The 22,032-nt window shown below is 70.3% G+C and carries 15 protein-coding genes; 6 read left to right on the forward strand and 9 right to left on the reverse strand.

The features are described from left to right. Positions 1-77: 77 nt before the first annotated feature. The 5 genes from IE145_RS31840 to IE145_RS31860 all read right to left on the reverse strand — a co-directional run bounded on the left by IE145_RS31840 (position 78) and on the right by IE145_RS31860 (position 7,382). Positions 78-1,571 carry an LCP family protein gene (locus IE145_RS31840; RefSeq protein ID WP_506005045.1) on the reverse strand — a complete coding sequence of 498 codons (1,494 nt, stop codon included), beginning with the start codon at positions 1,569-1,571 and terminating at the stop codon, positions 78-80. Positions 1,572-2,375: 804 nt separating this feature from the next. Continuing rightward, the gene (locus IE145_RS31845) at positions 2,376-2,801 is read right to left on the reverse strand and encodes a spore-associated protein A (protein WP_189528903.1); all 426 of its coding nucleotides are present in this window, start codon (positions 2,799-2,801) and stop codon (positions 2,376-2,378) included. Positions 2,802-2,967: 166 nt separating this feature from the next. Further along, complete coding sequence (locus tag IE145_RS31850) at positions 2,968-4,758, reverse strand: LCP family protein (protein WP_189528904.1); 1,791 nt, start codon at positions 4,756-4,758, stop codon at positions 2,968-2,970. Positions 4,759-4,982: 224 nt separating this feature from the next. Then, a complete protein-coding gene (locus IE145_RS31855; protein ID WP_189528905.1) occupies positions 4,983-6,452 on the reverse strand; it encodes an LCP family protein in 1,470 nt (489 codons plus the stop codon). A 177-nt stretch (positions 6,453-6,629) separates the two neighbouring features. Beyond that, on the reverse strand, positions 6,630-7,382 hold the full coding sequence (locus tag IE145_RS31860) for a TIGR03089 family protein (protein WP_189528906.1): 753 nt from the start codon (positions 7,380-7,382) through the stop codon (positions 6,630-6,632). A 149-nt stretch (positions 7,383-7,531) separates the two neighbouring features. On the opposite strand from IE145_RS31860, the gene IE145_RS31865 reads away from it, so the two are divergent. The 3 genes from IE145_RS31865 to IE145_RS31875 all read left to right on the forward strand — a co-directional run bounded on the left by IE145_RS31865 (position 7,532) and on the right by IE145_RS31875 (position 11,327). Next, positions 7,532-9,034 (forward strand): N-acetylmuramoyl-L-alanine amidase, encoded by a 1,503-nt coding sequence (locus IE145_RS31865; RefSeq protein ID WP_189528907.1) that lies wholly within the window; start codon positions 7,532-7,534, stop codon positions 9,032-9,034. 80 nt (positions 9,035-9,114) lie between these two features. Beyond that, positions 9,115-10,206: a mannose-1-phosphate guanylyltransferase gene (manB, locus tag IE145_RS31870; RefSeq protein WP_189528908.1), complete on the forward strand. Its 1,092-nt coding sequence runs from the start codon at positions 9,115-9,117 to the stop codon at positions 10,204-10,206. An 83-nt stretch (positions 10,207-10,289) separates the two neighbouring features. Then, positions 10,290-11,327, forward strand: coding sequence for a DNA-3-methyladenine glycosylase family protein (locus IE145_RS31875; RefSeq protein ID WP_189528909.1), 1,038 nt, complete (start codon positions 10,290-10,292; stop codon positions 11,325-11,327). A 309-nt stretch (positions 11,328-11,636) separates the two neighbouring features. Here the strand turns inward: IE145_RS31875 and IE145_RS31880 are convergent, their stop codons facing one another. From IE145_RS31880 to IE145_RS31890, 3 genes are read right to left on the reverse strand one after another with little or no spacing between them, the layout of a single operon-like run. Beyond that, positions 11,637-12,962, reverse strand: coding sequence for a coenzyme F420-0:L-glutamate ligase (locus tag IE145_RS31880; RefSeq protein ID WP_373296655.1), 1,326 nt, complete (start codon positions 12,960-12,962; stop codon positions 11,637-11,639). Next, complete coding sequence (gene cofD, locus IE145_RS31885; protein WP_189528910.1) at positions 12,959-13,915, reverse strand: 2-phospho-L-lactate transferase; 957 nt, start codon at positions 13,913-13,915, stop codon at positions 12,959-12,961. The genes IE145_RS31880 and cofD overlap by 4 nt, the downstream gene beginning before the upstream one ends. 13 nt (positions 13,916-13,928) lie before the next feature. After that, on the reverse strand, positions 13,929-14,429 hold the full coding sequence (locus IE145_RS31890; RefSeq protein WP_189528911.1) for a cysteine dioxygenase: 501 nt from the start codon (positions 14,427-14,429) through the stop codon (positions 13,929-13,931). A gap of 670 nt (positions 14,430-15,099) precedes the next feature. Between IE145_RS31890 and IE145_RS31895 the strand changes: the two genes are divergently transcribed. From IE145_RS31895 to IE145_RS31905, 3 genes are all read left to right on the forward strand, one after another. Further along, entirely contained in the window at positions 15,100-15,363 is a 264-nt protein-coding gene (locus tag IE145_RS31895; protein ID WP_003968728.1) for a WhiB family transcriptional regulator, read from the forward strand. 519 nt (positions 15,364-15,882) lie between these two features. After that, positions 15,883-19,746, forward strand: coding sequence for a glycosyltransferase family 2 protein (locus tag IE145_RS31900; RefSeq protein WP_189528912.1), 3,864 nt, complete (start codon positions 15,883-15,885; stop codon positions 19,744-19,746). After that, on the forward strand, positions 19,743-21,281 hold the full coding sequence (locus IE145_RS31905) for a DUF5719 family protein (protein ID WP_189528913.1): 1,539 nt from the start codon (positions 19,743-19,745) through the stop codon (positions 21,279-21,281). Before IE145_RS31900 ends, IE145_RS31905 begins: the two co-directional genes overlap by 4 nt. Positions 21,282-21,320: 39 nt before the next feature. Here the strand turns inward: IE145_RS31905 and IE145_RS31910 are convergent, their stop codons facing one another. Next, positions 21,321-21,749 (reverse strand): metallopeptidase family protein, encoded by a 429-nt coding sequence (locus IE145_RS31910; protein WP_189528914.1) that lies wholly within the window; start codon positions 21,747-21,749, stop codon positions 21,321-21,323. Positions 21,750-22,032 lie beyond the last annotated feature (283 nt).

The raw sequence follows: 22,032 nt of genomic DNA on the forward strand, positions 1-22,032 counted from the left end.
GACCCGATCAACATGGTTCAGCCCGCTTCGCGAAGATCATTTCGCTGAGAAAACCTCAGTGGATGACGATGAGTTCGCTACGGAGTGCGATAGGGCCAGTAGACATCCATGCATGCGTCCCCATCCGCTCCGTTCACCGCTTCGGCGTCACTGATCAGGTCGCTGTCATCCGGCGCTGTCTCCGGGTAAGAGTTCCCGACCCGCCAATCCGATCCGATGGTGAGAGTCGGGTGTTCGACCTCGCCCGAAGCTTTCACCGCTGTGTCCGGGACTCCAATGCTCCGTGCTATGAACTTGGCATCAGCTTTTCCCTGAACTCCTGAGTCCTTTGGATATGCCAGTTCGGTGGTAAGTGTGGATCCTGCTGTGGGCGATGCCGAAGCTTTTTCGAAACCCTGCGCCTGGAGAACTGCGGCTATAGCAGCCGCACGCCGGGGGGTAGCTGCGGTGCCGTCTCCCCCTGTGCCGTTGACGATGGTAAACGTGAGTGATTTCCTGTCTGTCGGATCAGGAAGTGACTGATCTCTCTGATTCCTTGGCTTCTCGGCTGCAGTGTCTCGATCCTTCGAGTCCAGTGGCTGGTCCTCACGAAGGAGTGACCAGAGTTTGTCCGCCGCGCCAGGCTTCGGCAGTACGTGGTTCTTGTTCCTGGGGTCCGGGATGCGAGGCATGGTTAGCATATTGATGCGATCCATGGGGATGTCCTTGAGTTGCATACCTACGTCGAAAAGATTCTTGACTGTGCCGAGCCCTTCCGAAACTTGGAGCGAGGTGCTGGCAGTTTCAGCCAGGTTCATCAGTTGCCCCGTGTCAGTGAAGGCATTCTGCGACTTGAGTCTGCGTATGACTGAATTCATGTACATATGCTGCGCCTTGGATCGTCCGAAGTCGCTACCGAAGGCGTGCCGGGTGCGCAGCCACTGCAGAGCCTTTTTTCCCTGTACCTGGGTCGTGCCCTTCTTGAGTTCCAGGTAGGAACCCCCTGGTACCGAGGGTTTAGGAAAGTCGTAGACGTCGTGCTTCACGCACACTTCGGCACCGCCTACCGCGTCTGCCATGGCTACGACCCCAGCGAAATCGACCATCATCCAATGGTCGATGTAGATTCCGGTTAGTTTTTCCCAGGTGTCAAGAGTGCAGCCAGGTCCACCGAGGCTCAAGCTCTCATTGATGAGAGTGTTGACAGCCGGGCTCTTTTTACCACTGTCTGAGTTCTCGCACTCGGGGATCATGACTCGGGTATCGCGGGGGATGCTGACGACCGAGGCTTCTTTGCGGTCCGCAGTGACGTGGAGGAGCATCTGAACATCAGCCAACGGGGGTGATCCCACAGATGATTTCGAGCCGCCTAGTTTCAGGTTCTCTGTAGAATTCCGACTGTCGGAGCCGATCAGGAGAATATTCAGAGGAGTTTGGCCCGCCGCATTCGGCTGTTTTTTCTCAGCCCCGCTGTTTCCGGCACTCCGTTTCCCCTTGCGGATATTGCTATTGAGGTGCTCGTAGTAGAGGTAGCCGGCACCAGCGAGGCCGAGTATCAGGAGCGCTAGCGTGAAAGCAAACCCGCGGAGAATCCGTCGTGTCCCGTGCCTCGCAGACCGTGAGTTGCTGCGACGCTGGTGCCTGACTTGAGCGAAATTTCTGGAGGAGGTGGCAGCGGGGGTCGAGTCGTCATGATGCCCGTTGAGGCTGGCGCCCCTTTCACCTTCCCCATGGGGAATCTGCTCGGCACGTCCATGCTTCCGCGCCTTCTCTCCGGATATACTCTTCCGCCCCATGGTCCCCCCTGCTGTTCAGTTCCGGCTGTAGGCGTCGCGGTACTTCTCGCCGCTTGGTGCATTTCGCTTTGTCTGCGCTGGCCTCGGGTATCAGATCTTCTGCCAGTCCGCTGGTGGGCACGCCCGCTCTCCAACGGGCCACGGGGATCCCGACTGAGAGGGCATTCGATCGTACGGACTGGACGGCGTGCGATCTCAAGGAATCAAATCTCTTGGTAGAGCACGCCGAAGCTTTCACATCATCTTCCTCGTCCCCGGGGCAACGGGCGACAGTGAGGCATGTCACATCTCGTGAGGGGTGTCGTGCGATCCTTTAGCGGGTCGGCTTTCCTCCCACCCATCCCTGCTAGCCGTCAGTGTCGGATCAAGGGTCTTCGGGGCGAGGTACTTGGTATCCGGCAGCATCCCAGGGCTTGATCGAGGCTCGTGAGGTGCGGCCCGATCGCTCTTCGCGCGGTGCACGCGCGCGCATCGCCAGGGTCTCCCGAAGCCCACGAGCGGGACGATGGGCTTGTACCCCCGCAGGGGTACAAGCCCATCGTCCCGCAGTTTTGTACTCGGCACAGGGCTCGGAGATCAAGAGGCCCCGTTAACGGTGGTTTAGCCGCAGTGACGCTTGTAGTTGACTCGGATGTAGCCCCCGTCACCCGCAGCGCCGCCGTAGTCGATGCAGGTATTCGCTGCCTTCAAGTAAACGGGCCCTGCGTAGTACTTGAAGTTGCCTGCGTCTACTTCGCTCGCGGTCCACACGTTGTTGGTTCGGTGGATTCGCAGCCTGGCATCCAGGTACATCGACTTGCCCGGAGTGTCGCTGACGGTGACGACACAGTTGTACCCGTTGGAGCTGTTGTATGTGACGAACGTGTTGCCGTCTCCGACGTCCCTGGATCCGATCACGCTGTAGCCGGATCCGCAGGCTCCGTTGTAGGAGGCGGCCGCTGCCGTGCCGGTGGCCGCTACCGTTCCGGCGGCGGTCAGGCCGAGGACGGTCGCTGCAGAGCAAAGCCGCTTGGCGGTAGTGCGCATACCTGTGTTCCCTCTCAGGTCAGTTGTAGAGCAAGTGTGATCATTCCGGTGGGAGCGTGGATACACAACCTATGTGGCTGAGATCCATACCCTCGCTCTGGCCGCGGAGCTGGACGCCGGGCAGCATGAGCGACCGTCAACTCCACCTGATTTAGCTGATATCACCTCAGCTGGCGCACTGTGCCTTGTCCGCCGTGGACTTCTCCACGTTTGGAGTGGGCAGCGAGGAGGCGTTCATCTTCACCCCGGCGCCCTTGAAATCGGCACCCAGCGTGAGTGTCATTGCTGGTTGTCCCTGAGAGTTGGTGACGCTCGCGCCCGGTTTCATCGCTGAGCCGGACAGCCCCATGATGGAAGCCAGTTCGCGCGCTTGGTCTGCCTGTTCCGGGGCGTACTCAAGCGTCGTCCTGGGCTGCTTCGCATCGGAGTTGCCCGCGTTTTCGGACTTTGTCACGCCTGCCTCGGTCTGCAGCCAGCTGAGCTGTGCCTGCGCACTACCACCTTTGGCACCGCCGTTAAAGATTTTTACGCGCACCTCAGAGGGGCCGGATTTGGTGCCCTTGAGGCGGGCAGCGACTGCTGCCTTTTCCTTCGCTGCCTTTCGCTTCACCTCGGTAAATGAAACGTCGTCTCGCATCATCTGCAGGACCTGAGGGGCACGTGACTCGTCGATGACGACCGTTGCTTTGATTTTCTCGGCTGGGTTGTCTCGTACTGGCAGGGTGGTGAAGGTGACGTTCTTCGTGTTGACCTTGCCGATCTCCTGAGCCAGCGTCATCAGCTTCTTCGCATCGCCGATGGCCGAGTCGACGGTAAGGGCGTTGGTGGCGGCGTCGGCCAACTTGTACAGCTTCTTCGGGTTGGTCAGTGTGTCGCTCGACTTCATCTCGCGGATCATCGAGCCGAGGAACTGCTGCTGCACCTTGATCCGGTCGAGGTCGCTCTCATTACCGAAGCTGTGCCGGGTGCGCAGCAGGGCCAGGGCCTTCTCACCCTGCACCTTGGACCGCCCTTGTGGCAGCACCAGATGCGACTTCGGGTCGTCGACCGGCTTCGACATGCAGACCTGGACGCCGCCGACAGCAGTGGTCAGCTCCTTGACCGCGTTGAAGTCGACCATCATGAAGTGGTCCGGCTTGAGGCCGGTGATGTTCTCGACCGTCTTCATGGTGCAGCCGGGGTCACGTCCGTTCTGGCCGAGGCTGGTGTTGAAGCGCTCGTTCGGGGTGCCAGGGATGACGGTGGAGGTGCCGTCCGGCTTCCTCGTCTCGCACTCGGGGATGTCGGTCACCAGGTCGCGTGGGATGCTCATCGCCGTCGCATTGGTCCGGTCCTCGGAGACGTGGAACAGGATGGTGGTGTCGGCGTGCCCTGCGCTGCCCTTGTCGCCGTAGCCTTCGTTGCCCTTGCCGGTGCGCTTGTCGGTGCCGATGATCAGGATGTTCATCGGGCCATCGCTGACCACGTTCTTACTGCCAGCGTCGCCCACGTCGATGGTGTCGATGTTGCCATTGAGCTTCTGATATAGGACGTACGCGCCCAGCGAGGCACCCACCACGACGAACGCCATGACCCCGCCAGTCCACAACAGTGCCTTCTTCTTGCGCGACTTCTTGGGCTTGCGCTTCCGGCGACCGGACGTGGATGGCATGGCGGCGTCGCGTGCCCCTTGGGGGCTACGGCGGCTTCGCTGGCTGGGCACCTCGTGGCGCGGTCTGTCCGTAGTTCCCTGGCGTGAGCCCGATCCGCGGCGTCCCGAACCCTCACGGGGCGATCCTGTCCGGGAGTTACCCCGGAGGCCGGTTCCTTCGACGTCCTCCGTGACCGTGCTCGTGGCGCTCCCCGACTCCTCTGTGGAGCGGTTCAATCGCAATTCGTAGTTTCCTGTTTGCGGGTTGAGTACCCACTGGTCGGCGGGGTCGATATCGTCCGCCCGTCCACGACTGTGCGCGTCCACGGTTGCCTGCGTCCTCCGTCGGTGCCACGCGAGGCGCCTTCCCCCGGCAAGGCGCTCGTTCCTTCGCTCGAGCAGTGCACGACCTGGCGGTCGGAAGCACCGGATCGCGTCACACTATCCGGCCGATTCGCCGTTGAGCGACGTGCGTGACACATTCCACGCCCCTTACAACCGGGCATACTTCCCATTCTGTGCCGATTGTGTTCGCTGTCTTGGTGATTGCTTTACTGCCTGCACAGGTCGTCCGCCGCGCTCGAACCCGAATAGGTGGGTGTCGGTGTCGGGCTTTCGGACGCGGCGTCGTCCGGCTTTCCGTCCCGTCCACTCTCCTGGTCCCGTTCCGCCTCTTCGAGTTCATCGGCCGGGACCACGGCGACGGGCTTGTCCTCGCGGAGTTGCTTGAACAGGTCACCCGCGTCCGGTTCGACGAGTTCGTCCCGGTTGGGGTCGTTACGGTACGGCTGCCGGGGGACGGTCAGGAACTGCACCTGCTCGGTCGGTACGTCGCGCATCCCGCGCACCAGGTCGTACAGGTCGCGCAGCGAGGCCAGCCCCGGGTCGGTGGTCAGCGACTTGGTGGCCGCGTCCAGCACCGGGTAGAGCCGAGTCGGGTTCAGCAGGACGCCGTTGCTCTGCATCTTGTTGACGAGAGCGCCGAGGAACTGCTGCTGGCGCTCCATGCGTTCGGTGTCGCTGCCGTTGCCGAGGGACTTGCGCGCCCGTACGTAGCCGAGCGCCTCCTCGCCGTTCAGCGTCTGCCGGCCGGCCGGGAGCTCCAGGTGGGCGTCCTTGTCGTTGATCGGTTCGCTGAGGCAGATCTCGACCCCGTCGACGGCGTCGACCATGTCCTTGAAGCCGTTGAAGTCGACGACCATGTGGTGATCGACGCGGATGCCGGTCATCCGCTCCACGGTCCGGATCGTGCACGCGGTGCCGCCGAGCTCGAACGCCGAGTTGAACTGGGTGAACCGCTCCCGCGTCTCCTTGCCGTCCGCAGTGCGGCAGCCGGGGATCTCCACCATCAGGTCACGGGGGATCGACACGGCCGTCGCGCTCTTCCGGTCCGCCGCGAGGTGCAGCAGGATCGTGGTGTCGGAGCGCTGGCTGCCGCCGTCGTCCCGCCCGTACTTCCGGTTGTCCCCGGCCCGGCTGTCGGACCCGATGAGCAGGATGTTCTGGGCGTCCATGACGACCGGGGTCGGCCGCTCCTTCTCGTACGCCTTGAGTTCGGCGGCGGCGCTCGTGTCGGTGGTGATGTTCCCGTCGAGCTTCTTGTACATCCACCAGCCGACCCCGGCGGCGATCAGCACGAGGAACGAGGCGGCGAGCGCGGTCCAGCGCAGCCAGTGGCTCTTACGGGCGGCGAGGATGCCGTCCTTGGGCTGATCGGCCCAGGTCTGGACGCCGGGGGTGTCGGCCGAGGGTTCGGGGGCGGGGCCGGAGGCGGGCTGCGGGGCCTCGGGTCCGGCGGGATCGCCGTCGGCGGCCCCGGCTCTCCCGGGCTCGTCGGCCTTCCCGGCCTCCGTGGCCTTACCGGTCTCAGCAGCCTTACCGGCCTCCGTGGCCCCGTCGGCCTCCGCGGCGGCCGGGCCCTCCTCCTGCGGGGTCCCGTCCTCGGACCCGGGGGCCGCGTCCTCGTCCGGGCGGTCCGGGTCGGACGGCGGGCCAGCACTGTCGGTCACGTCTGCGTCCATCCTTCACGTTCGGCGGCGCGAGGGACCGCCGGTCGCAGGAGTAGACGGCTGAAACTCGCGCTTGGTTGTGCACGGCCAGGAGAGTGGTCTGTACCGCCCGATCATCTACCCGCTCCGGTGCCGTTCACCGAGGACTCGGCCCGCTGTGGGCCGGACGAGTGGACCTCAGCGCGCTTGTCATACCGCGGTGTTGGTGACCCGCTCGCTCTCGACCCGCTTGGCCAGCCCGTCCGCGCCGAGCTGGCCGAGGTGACGGCAGAGCACCACGGACCCGCCCGCCGCCAGAGGCGCGAAGAGCCCGGCGCTCAGCCCCTCCCAGGTGTCGTACGTACGCCCGGTGAGCAGCCGGGACCCCGGTACGAGGCCGAGGGCGGCGGCGTCCTCGCGGGCCCGGTCGACGAGCTGCGCACCCGTCAGCTCGGCCCCGCCCACGGCCAGCGCGGGGGCGTCGGCGTCCACCGGGGCGAAGGGCGCGAAGCGGTCGCCCTGGCTCGGCACCTCCACCGCGTAGTCCGCGAACCCCTCGGGCGCCTGCGGGAACCGGCCGCCCAGCGGACGCAGGGCCAGGGCGACGCGCTCGCCCCGGCAGGCCCGTGCCCGCTCCAGGGTGTCCGGGCCGGTCACGACGAGGTCGGCGGCGGCCGGGTCGCCCTGGACATCGGCGACGACGCCGACGGAGGAACAGGCGAGCAGCCAGACCGCGGACTGCCAGTGCGCGGGCAGCAGCAGGGCGAGCCGGTCGCCGGGCTCCGCGGCAAGGTCGCCCTGGAGCAGATTGGCGGTCTTGGCCACCCAATTGGCGAAGGTGGCCACCGACAGTTCGACACGTTCTCCGGTGGCGTCGTCGTAGAAGGTGACCAGGGGGCGGGCCGGGTCCGCGGCGATGGCGGAACGCAGCAGGTCGGCGGGGGTGCGGTCGCTGGAGTTCATCCGCGCAAGCGTACGCGGGGACGCCGTGCGGGGCGGGCTGAACGGGTGTCACGTACACCGGTTCGGCAGACGGCGCGTCCTACGGTGCGTCATGAGGGGGTCGATGTCCGGGTAGCCGGAGTCATCACTCTATGTTCAGGATCGTTCGTATGCGTGCACTATTGGTCACCTCAGTCGGCGTCACCTGCGCGGCGGCCCTCACCCTGCCGCTCGCCGCCCCCGCCCTGTCCGCCCCGGCCGTGCCCTCCGCCTCGGCCCGACCGCCTTCCTCGGCCCCCGAGTCACCGGGGGCCGGCCCCCCATCGGTGCGGGCCGCCGAACTCCCCGTCGCCGCGTCCCGTGCGGACGCCGAAGCCGCGGGCTCGACGCAGTCCCTGCCGCTGGAGCCCCTCGCCGCGCCCTCCGACCGGTCCATGGGTCCGGCGGTGGCCGGCCAGGGGCTGGAACGCCGGACGGCCCGCCCGTTCTCGCTGGTCGGCGTGGTCTGGGACGACGCCGATGCCGAACTCCACGGCACGGTCCAGGTCCGTACCCGGGCGGCCGGCTCCGCGGACTGGTCGGGCTGGCAGGACATCGAGACCCACAACGCCGAACACGCCGCCGACCTCGGCAGCGACGAGCGGTCGTCCGGCGCCGTGCGCGGAGCGACCGCCCCTCTCTGGGTCGGCGACTCGGACGGCGTGGAAGTACGCGTGCTGCCGGAGGCGGCCGATCCGCAGAACCGGTCCGCGGCCGCTCCGCTCCCCGAAGGGCTGCGCCTCGAACTCGTCGACCCCGGCCCGGACCCCGCACCCGAGCCGGCCGCCGGGACCGCCCCCGAGCCGGCCCGGGCCGTCCCGCCCGGCCGGACCGCCACCACGGCGGCGTTCGCCGTCAACCCGCCCCCGCCCACGACGCCGGTGGTCCTGCCGGAGGTGCTCACCGCCGAGTCCGAGGCGGCCTCGGCGGTCAACGCGGAACTGGCACCGATCGGCGCGACCTTCATCCCCGCGCTGACCAAGGCCGAGACGGAGGAGGCGGCACACGCCGCGGCCGAGGCGAAGCCGTACATCGGTCCCCGGCCCGGGATCATCACCCGGAAGGGCTGGGGCGCGGACGAGAGGCTCCGCGAGCGCCAGTTCGCGTACACCAGGACCGTCAAGGCGGCCTTCGTGCACCACAGCGCGACGGGGAACAACTACACCTGCAAGCAGGCGCCCTCGGTGCTCCGCTCCATCTACCGCTACCACGTCAAGAGCAGCGGCTGGCGGGACTTCGGCTACAACTTCGCCGTCGACAAGTGCGGAAACATCTACGAGGGACGGGCCGGCGGCGTCACCAAGGCGGTCCTCGGAGCGCACACCCTGGGCTTCAACACCAACACCATGGGCATCGCGGTCCTCGGCTCCTACTCCTCCACCAACCCGCCTGCCGCGGCCGTGACCGCCGTCTCCAAGCTCACCGCCTGGAAGCTGGGCCTGTTCGGGGCCAATCCCAAGGGCAAGGTGACCCTCACCTCCGGCGGAAGCAACAAGTACAAGGCGGGGAAAAGGGTCAAAATGAACGTGATCTCGGGTCATCGGGACGGTTTCGCAACCGAATGCCCCGGAGCGCGTCTCTACAAGAAGCTCGGCAAGGCCCGGACCACCTCCGCCAAACTGCAGGGTCGCTGACCGGAACGGGGCTCGACCGGTCTGCTTAACTGACCAGTCACGAACGAGGCCAAGCCCCGGCAGGAAGCAGAGACGGTGCTGTGACAGAGGCAAAAGAAGCGATTCTCCTGGTCGGGGGCAAGGGAACCCGGCTGCGCCCGCTCACGGTGCACACCCCGAAGCCGATGGTCCCGGCGGCGGGGGTCCCCTTCCTCACCCACCAGCTGGCGCGGGCCAGGGCGGCCGGGGTGGAGCACATCGTGCTCGCCACGTCCTACCTGGCCGAGGTCTTCGAGCCGCACTTCGGCGACGGCTCCTCGCTCGGTCTGCACATCGAGTACGTCACCGAGCAGGAGCCGCTCGGCACCGGCGGAGCCATCCGCAACGTCGCGCCGAAGCTGTCCTCGGGACCGGACGAACCGGTCCTCATCTTCAACGGCGACATCCTGACCGGGCTCGACATCCGGGCCCTCGTCACCTCCCACACCGTCTCCGGGGCGGATGTCTCCCTGCACCTGACCCGCGTGGAGGACCCGCGCGCGTTCGGCCTCGTACCGACGGACGGGACGGGCCGGGTCACCGCCTTCCTGGAGAAGCCGCAGACGCCCGAGGAGATCGTCACCGACCAGATCAACGCCGGGGCGTACATCTTCCGGCGCTCGGTCATCGACACGATCCCGGCCGGCCGCCCGGTCTCCGTCGAACGCGAGACCTTCCCCGGACTGCTCGCCTCCGGCGCCCACCTCCAGGGCATGGTCGACTCCACGTACTGGCTGGACCTTGGCACCCCGGCCGCTTTCGTCCGCGGCTCCGCCGACCTCGTCCTCGGCCGCGCCCCGTCCCCGGCGGTCCCCGGCCGCTGCGGCGACCGCCTGGTCCTGCCGACCGCCTCCGTGGCCCCGGACGCCAAGCTCACCGGCGGCACGGTGGTCGGCGCGGGCGCGGTGATCGGCGCGGGCGCGAGGGTGGACGGCTCCACGATCCTGGAGAACGCGATCGTCGAGCCGAACGCGGTCGTCACGGACTCCCTGGTCGGCGCCGGTGCGCGGATCGGCAGCCGTACGGTCCTGGCGGGCGCGGTGATCGGCGACGGGGCCCGGGTGGGCGCGGACAACGAACTGCGCGACGGGATCAGGATCTGGTGCGGGTCGACGCTGCCGGACGCCTCGGTCCGCTTCTCCTCGGACCAGTAGCCCTCCTGCCCGTACCCTCGAAGAGCGGCGGGAGGAGCAGCAGCCCTCCCGCACCGACGAGCAACCAGGGACACCGAGGCTTCGTGGCAGGACGATTCGCCCCCCGCACCGCGCGAGCGGCGCTGCCGCACCAGGCTGCTGCGGGCCGGGCCGCCGGCCCCGGGGCAGCCGCGTCCCGTCGGCAGTCCGCCGCGGCCACGCCGGAAGGACCGCCCCGCACCCGGGAGTGGACCCCACCGGCCCCCCTGGACCTCCGCCTGGTGCTGGGCCCGCTGCGCCGGGGCCCGGCGGACCCCACGTTCCGGATGGCGGGGGACGGCACGTTCTGGCGGGCGACCCGCACGCCCGTGGGCCCCGGCACCCTGCGCATCGCGCGGCAGGGCGACCGGGTCGCGGCGACGGCGTGGGGCCCCGGCGCGGACTGGCTGCTGGAAGGCCTGCCGGCGCTGCTGGGCGCGGAGGACGACCCGGAGGCGTTCGTCCCGCACCACCGCCTGCTGGCCCTGACCCGCCACCGCCGCCCGGGCCTGCGCCTGCTGCGCACGGGCCTGGTGCTGGAGTCGCTGATCCCCTCGGTCCTGGAGCAGAAGGTCACCACGGACGAGGCCTACCGATCCTGGCGCCATCTGGTCCGCCGCTTCGGCACGCCCGCGCCCGGCCCCACCGCGGACCTGGGCCTGCACGTCATGCCGGACCCGCGCGGCTGGGCGATGATCCCGTCCTGGGAATGGCACCGGGCGAACGTGGACGGCAAGCGCTCGTCGACGATCCTGCGAGCGGTACGGGTGGCCCACCGCCTGGAGGAGGCGGCGACGATGCCCCTGCCCGAGGCACGGACCCGCCTCCAGCTGATCCCCGGAATCGGCCCCTGGACGGCGGCCGAGACCCTCCAGCGCTCGAACGGCGCGGCGGACGCGGTCACGATCGGCGACCTGCACCTCCCCGGCATCGTGGGCCACGCCCTGGCGGACAACCGCGACGCGGACGACGAGGAGATGCTGAGGCTGCTGATGCCCTACGAGGGCCAGCGCCACCGGGCGACGCGCCTGATCCTGCTCTCGGGCCGCACCCCGGCGCGCAGAGCCCCGAGGATGCAGCCGGGCAACATCGTGAACCTGTAGCGCCTGCTTCCAGCGCTCCGGCCCACCCCAGCCCCTGCGGCCCATCCCAGCCCCTCGGGCCTACCCCAGCCCCTCGGGCCTACCCCAGCCCCTCGGGCCTACCCCAGCCCCTCGGGCCTACCCCAGCCCCTCGGGCCCATCCCAGCCCCTCCGGCGCTTGAGGAGCGGGGTCCGGGGCGGAGCCCCGGTTTCGGGAAGGGGCGGGTAGGGGACAAGCCCCGCGCAGCGGCCACCACACCCCCACGCACCCACCCCACAAGCCCCCACGCCCCACCCCACAACCCCGCACCACCCGCAGACACCCCCACCTCACCGCACCGTGAGAAACTCCTCCGCCTCCCGAACGGCCCGCTCCCGAGGCACCCCGACCCCACGCCCCACAGCCACCGCCCCCAACGGATCCCACGACGCCGGCAGCGCCAGCACCTCCCGCACCACATCCCGGCAGAACATCGTCGAGGACACCCACGCCGACCCCAACCGCTCACCCGCCAACGCCACCAGGAAGTTCTGCACCCCGGCCCCCGCCGCGACCACGAACATCTCGCGCTCCGCGGTGTCCCGCCGCTCGTCCCCGTACGCGTGGGAGCCGTCCATCACCAGGCACGGCACCACCAGATACGGCGCGTTGCGCAGCACATCCCCGCGCCGCACCCGCTTCGCGATCGACTCCTCGCTCTTCCCGTCGCGCCGCAGATCCTCGATCCACGCCTCCCGCATCGCGTCGAGCAACCGGGTCCGCGACTCGGCGGACTCCAGCAGCACGAACCGCCACGGCGTCGTGTGATGAGGCGCGGGCGCGGTGACGGCAGCCGCCACGGCGCGCCGCACCGCCCCCGGATCCACCGGCTCGTCGCTGAACTCGCGCACCGTACGCCGCAGCAGCACCGCCTCACGCACGGCCTCGGACGTCCCTAGCCGGAACATGTCATCGGCAGCGCTGCGCACCAACGCCCGGGCGCCGGGCCCGTCGTCCACGTCATCGGGGGCGACCACGTGCGACAGCCCCCGGACCACCGCCACCGGCAGCCCGTCCGCCTTGCCCTTGACCAGATCCCCGGCCGAGGCCAGCTCGTCCGCCGTGGCCACGACGGTGGCGCTGAGCGGATTGCCGTACGCGTCCGTCCCGCCCCGCAGATCGTCCAGGACCCGCACCCCGGCCGCACCGATCGCGACATCGGTCAGCCCGTTGCGCCAGGGCCGCCCGGAGGTGTCCGTGACGAGGACGCCGACCTCCACGCCGAGGATGTCCCGCAGCCCCTCCCGGACGGTCCGGGCGGAGGCGTCGGGGTCCTCGGGCAGCAGGAGCACGGTCCCGGCGGGAGTGTTGGACGCGTCGACCCCCGCGGCGGCCATGACCAGCCCCTGCCGGTTCTCCACGATCCGCAGGGTCCCGCGCCGCGCGACGACCCGCACGGTCTCGGCGTCGATGGCGGCCTCACGGTCCGCGGCCTCGACGATCCGGCCCTCCGCCTTGGAGACGATCTTCGAGGTGACGAGCAGGATGTCCCCGTCGACCAGCCCCGGCTCGGCGGTGGCGATCAGTTTGGCGAGATCGTCACCGTCCCGGACCTCGGGCATCCCACCCACGGCCCACACACGGAAGGAAGGCGAGCCCCCAGACCCATCACTCACGCCCGAACCTCCTCGGCCAGCGCCAGCGCCTGCCGGGCCATCTCCGCCGTCGCGTCCACGTCCGTCATCATCAGCGGCACCGCCCGGCAGCGGATCCCCGCCGCCTCCACCTCGTCGACCGCACCGGCGTCCACCGTGTCCACGAGCCATCCGTCCAGCAGCCCCGACCCGTAATGCTGGGCCACGGCCGAGGCCGTCGACGCGACGCCCACGGCGGCGAGCACCTTGTCCGCCATCCCGCGCACGGGCGCGTCCCCGACGATCGGGGAGAGGCCGACGACCGGCACGCCCGCCTCGGCGATGGCCTCCCGGATCCCGGGCACGGCGAGGATGGTGCCGACGGACACCACCGGGTTCGACGGCGGGAAGACGATGACGTCGGCGGCGCCGATGGCCTCCAGCACCCCCGGGGCCGGCTTGGCCTGCTCCGCCCCGACCGGCACGATCGCCCGCGCCTCGACGGAGGCGCGCAGCTTCACCCAGTACTCCTGGAAGTGGATCGCCTTGCTCTCGCCGTCCATCTCGACGGCGACATGCGTCTCGACCCGGTCGTCCGACATGGGGAGCAGCCGCACCCCCGGCTGCCAGCGGGCGCAGAGCGCCTCGGTGACCGCGCTCAGGGGGTAGCCGGCGCCCAGCATCTGGGTACGGACGATGTGGGTCGCGAAGTCGCGGTCGCCGAGACCGAACCACTCGGGGCCCACCCCGTACGCCGCGAGCTCCTCCTTGACCCGGAAGGTCTCGTCGGTACGCCCCCAGCCCTGCTCCTCGTTGATGCCACCGCCGAGGGTGTACATCACGGTGTCGAGGTCGGGACAGACCTTCAGCCCGAACAGATGGATGTCATCACCCGTGTTGCCGATCACCGTGATGTCCGCGTCGGGCGCGGCCTGCTTGAGGCCGCGAAGGAAACGGGCACCGCCGATGCCACCGGCCAGAACAACAATGCGCATGCACAGCAGTCTGTCAGGCGGGCACGGCGTCCACGGCCGTCGGGGCGCTTTGGCTCGGGTGCATCGGCATCTCGGTCAGGCCCGGGTAGTAGATGTGCAGACTCACGGCCGGTTCGAGCGAATCGTTGACCACTTCGTGGACGTACCCCGGGGCGAAGGACCGCTGCGCGCCCGCGCCCAGGGCCCGTGTCCCGCGCTCGGTGTGCTCGGTCAACTCGCCTTCCAGCACGGTGAGTACGCCGGCGGAGAGGCCGTGGTCGTGCCGCCCGCTGCCCTGTCCGGGCACCCAGCTGAGCAGCCACACCTCGTAACCGGGACCCTGGTGCAGGCGGTGGTACCAGCGGGAGGCGGAGTCGTACCGGACGATGTCCGCCCACCGTGCGCGGTCGGCCGCGATGGAGCGCGCGAGGCCGACGAACTCGGAGACGGTGGAGGGGTGCTCGCGGGCGGGCCGGAGGAGGTGCTGGACCTCAAGGATGTCGCCGGCGATCTGAAGGTCGCTGTCGCTGTTCATGGCTGCGGTGGTTCCTCGGCAGGGGGAGTGCGCGTGCGGGGAGTCACGATGAATGCAGGGAGGAGCGCGGAGAACGAAGGAAAACGCTCGACCGGAGAGGCTGGATCAGAGCTGGAGCGCTACGGCATCAACAGCTGTGACAGCTGGAACAGCAACAGCGAGCCTGGACAGCGCTACGGAACCCACGGATGTGGGTGACGTGCAGGGCTGCGGTCGCTGGCATGGAGTCAAGGAGACCGGCTCGGTCTTCCGCTGTCAACCCGATGCCCGATATGGGGGCAATGTTTCACCCCTTCCGGTTGCCGGATTCGGAGAAAGGTTTATGCACCTGGGAGCGGGGACACCTGGCGCATCATCCGTGCTTTCAAACACGGCTGACGCTCCGTGACCTGACTGTGATCTTGGTCGCTTCGGTGATCGAATCGCAACACAAGGCGGACCTCGTTCGTCTTCATCGAGAGAGGGTGTGAGGCCGTGCAGCCCGTGACATATGTCAGATTTTTGCTGATTTGAACACTTACCGCATACGCTTGGTTCCGCAGAGTGAATCCCTGGGCCAATAGCAGATCCTCGCTTGACTGTCCCAGAGCTACAGATTTGTAATTTCACTCGTGTCGTTCAGCCGCAAAAGGCTGCATCACGGGACGCAAGAGACAGACGAGGGGCGCACATGACCGAGCTGTTCCAGCAACTGCTGGTCGAGGACGCGGACGAGGAACTCGGCTGGCAGGAGCGCGCACTGTGCGCCCAGACCGATCCCGAGTCCTTCTTCCCCGAGAAGGGCGGATCCACCCGCGAGGCCAAGAAGGTCTGCCTGGCCTGCGAGGTGCGCTCGGAATGCCTGGAGTACGCCCTCTCCAACGACGAACGCTTCGGCATCTGGGGCGGGCTCTCCGAGCGGGAGCGACGACGCCTGAAGAAGGCCGCGATCTGACACGAGGCCGCCCGCCGGCACCGGCCGGACCGGCCGAGCCGCCCCTCTCATCGGCGCGGGACACCACACACCGATCTCATCGACGCGCGACGCGCGACGCCGGGCATCAGGCGCCAGACGTCAGGCATCAGACGTCAGACGTCAGGCACCCGGCATCAGGCATCAGGCACCAGGCACCCGGCATCAGGCACCAGGCACCAGGCATCAGACGTCAGGCACGAGGCATCGGACGCCCCGGCTCCCCGCAGGCCCCGAGCCCCGGACGGCCGCGCAGAGCCGGTGCTCTCCCGGCGGCTCGTCCCCGACGGCCCGTCCACCACCCCCTCCCCCCGGGGCCGGTGGACGGGCCGTCGGCAGGTCCGGGCCCGCCCCCCTTCGCCGGCTCCGACCCCCGCCACCTGTCCGTACCGTTAGTGTGGGGCCCCGTCCGAGACGCGCCAACGCCCCGCCGGCGCGCGCGTGTACACCGATGCAGCCCCCGGGGACGCCCCCGGACCCGGCCGGAGGGCCCGTACCTCGATGTCCGTGCACAGCCACTCGGCGGCGCCGAACGCGGCCGCCGCCGCCCCAGAGTTCCCCCGGCACGTCGTCACCGCCGTGCTCGTCTCCCACGACGGCGCCCGCTGGCTGCCCGACGTGCTGGCCGGGCTGCTCGGGCAGGAACGCCCCGTACAGAACGTCATCGCCGCCGACACCGGCAGCGCCGACGACTCGGCCCGGCTGGTCACCGAGGCGCTCGGCGACGAACGCGTCCTGCACCTGGCACGCCGTACGAGCTTCGGCACGGCCGTCGACGAGGCGGCCCGCACGGCCGGGATCCTCACCCCGGACGACCTGCCGTACCTCAAGCGCCCCAGCGGCTGGGACCCGCAGACCCGGACCTGGGTCGACGAGAACTACGACCTCCCCGAGCTGCCCCACGGCGAACCGGTCCAGTGGCTCTGGCTGCTGCACGACGACTGCGCGCCCGAGCCGGACGCGCTCGCCGAGATGCTGCGCGTCGTCGACACCGACAAGCACGCCACGATCGTCGGCCCCAAGCTGCGCGGCTGGTACGACCGCAAGCAGCTCCTCGAAGTCGGCGTCTCCATCGCCAACAGCGGCCGCCGCTGGACCGGCCTGGACCGCCGCGAGCAGGACCAGGGCCAGCACGACCAGGTCCGTACCGTCCTGTCCGTCTCCTCCGCCGGCATGCTCATCCGCCGCGACGTCTACGAGGAACTCGGCGGCTTCGACCGCAGGCTCCCGCTGATGCGCGACGACGTCGACCTCTGCTGGCGCGCCCACCTCGCCGGCCACCGGGTCCTCGTCGCCCCGGACGCCGTCCTGCGGCACGCCGAGGCATCCGCCCGCGAACGTCGGCCCATCGACTGCGCCGGCCGCTCCGTCGCGAGCCCCCACCGCGTCGACAAGGCGGGCGCGGTCTACACGATGCTCGTCAACGCCCGCGGCAAGGCCCTGCCCTGGGTCCTGCTCCGGCTCGTCGTCGGCACCCTCCTGCGTACCCTCGCCTACCTCGTCGGCAAGGTCCCGGGCCAGGCCCTCGACGAGGTCACCGGACTGCTCGGTACCCTGCTGCGCCCCGGCCGCATCCTCACCGCCCGCCGCAACCGCGGCAAGGGCGTCGTCGACGCCGCCGAGCTGCGCGCCCTGTTCCCGCCGCCCGGCGCCACGGTCCGGGCCACCGTCGACCAGGTCGCGGGCAACTTCGGCGGCCGTACGGACTCCGACTCGGGTGGCTCCCGCCACGGAGCCGTCGAATCCGGTCCCGGCGGCGACGACGCCGACTTCCTCGAAGTCGACCAGTTCGCCCGCCTCAAGCGCATCGGCCGCAAGCCGGGCCCCGTCCTCTTCGCCCTGCTCCTCGTCGTCTCGCTCATCGCCTGCCGCAACCTGCTCAGCGGCGGCGCACTCGCGGGCGGCGCGCTGCTGCCCGTCCCCGCCGAGCTCGGCTCGCTCTGGGGGCGGTACGCGGATGCCTGGCACACGGTGGGCACCGGCGGCACCCAGACCGCGCCCCCCTACCTCGCCCTGCTCGCCGGCCTGTCGGCCCTGTTCCTCGGCTCGACCGGGCTCGCCGTCAGCGTGCTGCTCGTCTGCTCGATCCCGCTGGCCGGGGCCACCGCCTACTTCGCCTCCCGCCCGCTGCTCCCCTCCCGGCTGCTGCGGGCCTGGGCGAGCATCGCGTACGCCTTCCTGCCCGCCGCGACCGGCGCCCTGGCCACCGGCCGCCTGGGCACCGCCGTCCTCCTCGTCCTCCTCCCGCTGATCGCCCGCGCGGGCGTCGCCGCCCACGGACTGCGCGCCGACAGCGCGGCGGGGGAGCGCGGCAGCTGGCGCGCCACCTGGGCGTACACGCTGCTGCTGACCGTCACCATGGCGTTCACCCCGATCGTCTGGCCGCTCGCCGTGGTCCTCGGCCTCGGCGTGCTCGTGCTGCGGCGCGGCGACATCACGGCGTACGGGCTCCGCTTCGTCGCCGCCGTCGCCACCCCGGTGCTGGTCCTCGCCCCCTGGTCGCTGAGCCTCCTGACGAACCCGTCCGCGCTCCTGACCGAGGCGGGCCTCGACCTCGGTACGGGATCGGCGTCGGGTCTCGACCTGCTCGGCATCAGCCCCGGCGGCCCCGGTGCGGCGGGCGGCATCCTGCTGCTCGGCATCGTGCTGGCCGCGCTCGCCGCCCTGCTGCGCGAGGAGCGGCAGTTCGCCGTCCGCACCGCCTGGGCCGTCGCGCTCGTCGGCTTCCTCTTCGCCGCCGTCGCCAACGGGTCCACCTGGGCCGGGCCCGCCACCCTCGTCTACGGCACCGCCCTGATCGCCGCCGCCCTGGTCGGCGCGGACGGGGCCCGCATCCGGGTGGCCGAGCAGAGCTTCGGCTGGCGCCAGCCCGTGGCGGCACTGATCGCGCTGGCCGCCGGACTGGCCCCGGTCCTGGCCGCGGCCGGCTGGATGATCGGCGGCGCCGACGGCCCGCTGGAGCGCCGCGACCCCGTCCAGGTGCCCGCCTTCGTCGCGGAGGAGAGCACCACCCGCGACCAGCCCCGCACCCTCATCCTGGGCGGCAGCTCGCCCGACACCGTCTCCTACAGCCTGGTCCGTGGCTCGGGCGCCCGGCTCGGCGACGGCGAACTGACCGAGGCGGGCGGCAGCAACAGCCACCTCGACAAGGTCGTCGCCAACCTCGTCGCCGGCTCCGGCGCCGACCAGGGCGGCCAGCTCAGCGGCTTCGCGATCCGCTACGTCCTCGTCCGGGACGGAGCACCGCGCCAGATGAGCCGGGTCCTCGACTCGACCCCGGGCCTCAGCCGCCTCAGCCAGCTCGACGGCAGCGCCCTGTGGCGGGTGGACCGCCAGGTCGCCCGCGTCATGATCACCCCGGCCTCCGGAGAGGGCGAGCACGTCGCCGTCGGCTCGGCCGCCGTCGAGGCCCACGCGGAGATCCCCTCCGGCGAGGCGGGCCGCGTCCTGCGGATCGCGGACGCCGCCGACCCCGGCTGGACGGCCACGCTGGACGGCAAGCCGCTGACGCCCAAGACCGTCGACGGCTGGGCCCAGGGCTTCGAGCTGCCCGCGAACGGCGGCCGCCTGGACCTCACCCACGACGCCCCGATCACCCACACCGCGTGGACCTGGGCCCAGATCGGACTGCTGGTGGTCCTGGTGGTGATGGCCCTGCCGGGCCGCCGCCAGGAGATCGACGACGACCTGCCCGACGAGGCGCTCGCCGTCGCCGCCGAGCCGGTCGACGGCGAGGGCCGCCGCGCCCGCAGGCTGCGCGCCGCGGCCCAGGCCGAGGCGGCGGCCGCCGAGAACGGGGACGGCGACCCGTCGCGGGCGGCGGACCCCGGGGAGTACATCCCGGCGCAGCAGTCCGCCGACCCGTACGCCGAGAACCCGCCGGCGCACGACCCGCAGGCCCCGCACGACCCGCAGGAGGCCACCGGCGGCTATGCGGCGGTCCCGGAGCAGCAGGCGGCTCCACAGCAGTACGACGAGTACGCACAGTGGGACGGGCAACAGCAGCAGCCGACCGCCGACTACTACGCGGCGTACCAGCAGCCGGACCCGTACGCCCAGCAGCAACAGCAGGGGAACGCCGGCTACCAGGGCGGCTACGGAGTCCAGGACCCGTACGCGCAGCAGTACAACGACCAGGGCGCGTACGCCGACCAGGGCGGCTACGCCGAGCAGGGCACGTACAACGGCCGGAGCGCCGCCTACGACGACCAGGGCGCGTACGACGAGTACGGCCAGCACATCGGCGGGCAGCACCACCAGCACCAGCAGCACCCGTACACCGAGAACGGCGAACAGACCGACCCCCCGGCCCCGGGGCAGGCCCCGTGGCAGACCGGTAACGCATCGCGAGGCGAGTCCGAGTGAAGTCCACCCACCTGTCCCTGATCGCGGGCGCCGCCGTCCTGGCCGCCGTCACCGGATTCGCCACGGTCACCGCGCCCGGCGCCCCGGCGAAGTCCGTCGCCAAGCCCGCCGCGCTGCTGCCGGTCGAGCGGGCCGGTCTGGTCTGCCCGGCGCCGAGCAACTCCGACCTCGCCGAGACGCAGTACACCGCGTTCACCCCGGCGGGCGAGGGCGGCGAAGCCAAGGGCACCGCCGAGCTGAAGCCGGCGCTGCCGATCATGGACGACGAGGACGAGACCGACCCGAAGAAGGCCAAGAAGGCCGAGGAAGCGGCGAAGAAGGCGAGGGAGAAGGCCGAGAAGCCGGTCCTCGCCCTGAAGGAGCCCGGAAAGCCGGTCGTCGCGGAGGCGAACGGAGCCGGTGCCCCGGCCCTCGTCGGCACGGCCACCGGCAGGCTGGCCCCCGGCTGGGCCGCCCAGCAGACCACCGAGGTCACCGCGGGCGGCTCCCGGGGACTCCTCGGGGTCACCTGCACCGCCCCCGACACGGACTTCTGGTTCCCGGGCGCGAGCACCGCCAAGTCCCGCCAGGACTACATCCACCTCACCAACCCCGACGACGCCGGCGCCGTGGCCGACATCGAGCTGTACGGCCCCGAGGGCGCGATCAAGTCCGACGTCGGCGACGGCATCACCGTGCCCGCCCGCTCCAGCGTCGCCGTCCTGCTGTCCACCCTCACCTCCGAGGCCGTCGACCGGCTGACCGCCCACGTCACCACCCGCTCGGGGCGGATCGGGGCGGTTGTCATGAGCGCCGACGACGGCGCGGGCAGCGACTGGATCACCGCGTCCGAGGACCCCTCCGGCACGCTCGTGATGCCGGGCATCCCGGCCGACGCCACCTCCGTACAGCTGGTGGCGTTCGCGCCCGGCGAGGACGACGCGGACGTGAAGGTCCAGCTCATGGGGAAGAACGCGACGTTCTCCCCGGCCGGCAACGCCACCCTGCACATCAAGTCCTCGATGACGGCCTCCGTCGACCTCAAGGACCTCACCCGTGGCGAACCGGGCTCCCTGCGCCTGAGCCCCGTCCGGAAGGACCGGGCGACCCCGATCGTGGCCGCGCTGCGCGTGGTCCGGGGCAAGGGCGACCAGCAGGAGATCGCCTACATCCCCGCCACCGGTCCCGTCGGCGCCCGGGCGACCGTCCCGGACAACCGGGCCAAGGGCTCGACGCTGTCCCTGGCCGCGCCGGGCGCCACGGCCGAGGTCAAGGTCACCGCGTCGGCGGGCAGCGGCGGCGGCGAACCGGCCGTCGAGACGTACACGGTCAAGGCCGGAACCACCCTCGCCGTCACCCCGAAGGCCCCGGAAGGCCTCAAGGGCTCCTACGCCCTGACCGTCGAGACGACCTCGGGCGGCCCGGTCCACGCGTCGCGCTCGCTGGCGATCGCCTCGGACGGCATCCAGATGTTCACGGTGCAGACGCTCCCCGACGACAGGGGCATGGTCGAGGTCCCGGCAGCGCGCCAGGACCTCTCGGTCCTGGACGACTGAGGGCGCGGCCGGCGGCGGGCCGCGGCGGGCCCCCGGAGGTCAGTCCTGCCCGTACCGGGGATCGACCGACTCGGGGGCCAGCCCCAGCAGCTCGGCGACCTGCTCCACGACGACCTCGTGCACGAGCAGGGCGCGTTCGTCGCGGCCCTTGGTGCGGATCTCGACGGGCCGCCGGTAGACGACGATCTGCGCGGGCCGCCCCTTCCGCGCGGAGACCGCGCTGCCGAGCGGAACAACCTCCTCCGGCGTATCGGGCACATCGAGGACGACGAAGTCGACCTCGGCCAGCTGGGGCCAGCGCCGCTCCAGCCGCTCCACCGAGTCCTGGACCAGATCACGGAAGGTCTCGCCCCGGCTGGCCGACAGCGGCACCTGCGGCGGCGCGACCGGCCCGCGCATTCCGCGGCCATGACGGTCGCGGCGCCGGGGCCGCGGCTCGAACGGGTGGGGAGGTACGGAGCTGTCCATCACCGACGCAGCGTAACGCTCGGGGGGCCGGGACGATCGGCGAGACAACGCGGCAAGGCGACGCGGCGAGGCAACGCGGCGGCGTGGCCAGGTGGCGCGGCGAGGCGGACCGTTCCAGCTCCCACGGGATGGGTCCGGACGTCCCAGGGAGGGGAGACTTCCGGATGTCCACAGTTGAACATTTCGGCCAAGGTTGAGCCCATTTCAGGCCCGCCATCCGATCATTGACCGTGCTCCTGACGCCGCGATCCACCCCGCCCGCGACCGGTGCGGCCGGCCGGCG

Origin of the sequence: Streptomyces sindenensis (genome assembly GCF_014649035.1) — a bacterium.
GTDB classification, from domain to species: Bacteria; Actinomycetota; Actinomycetes; order Streptomycetales; family Streptomycetaceae; genus Streptomyces; species Streptomyces sindenensis.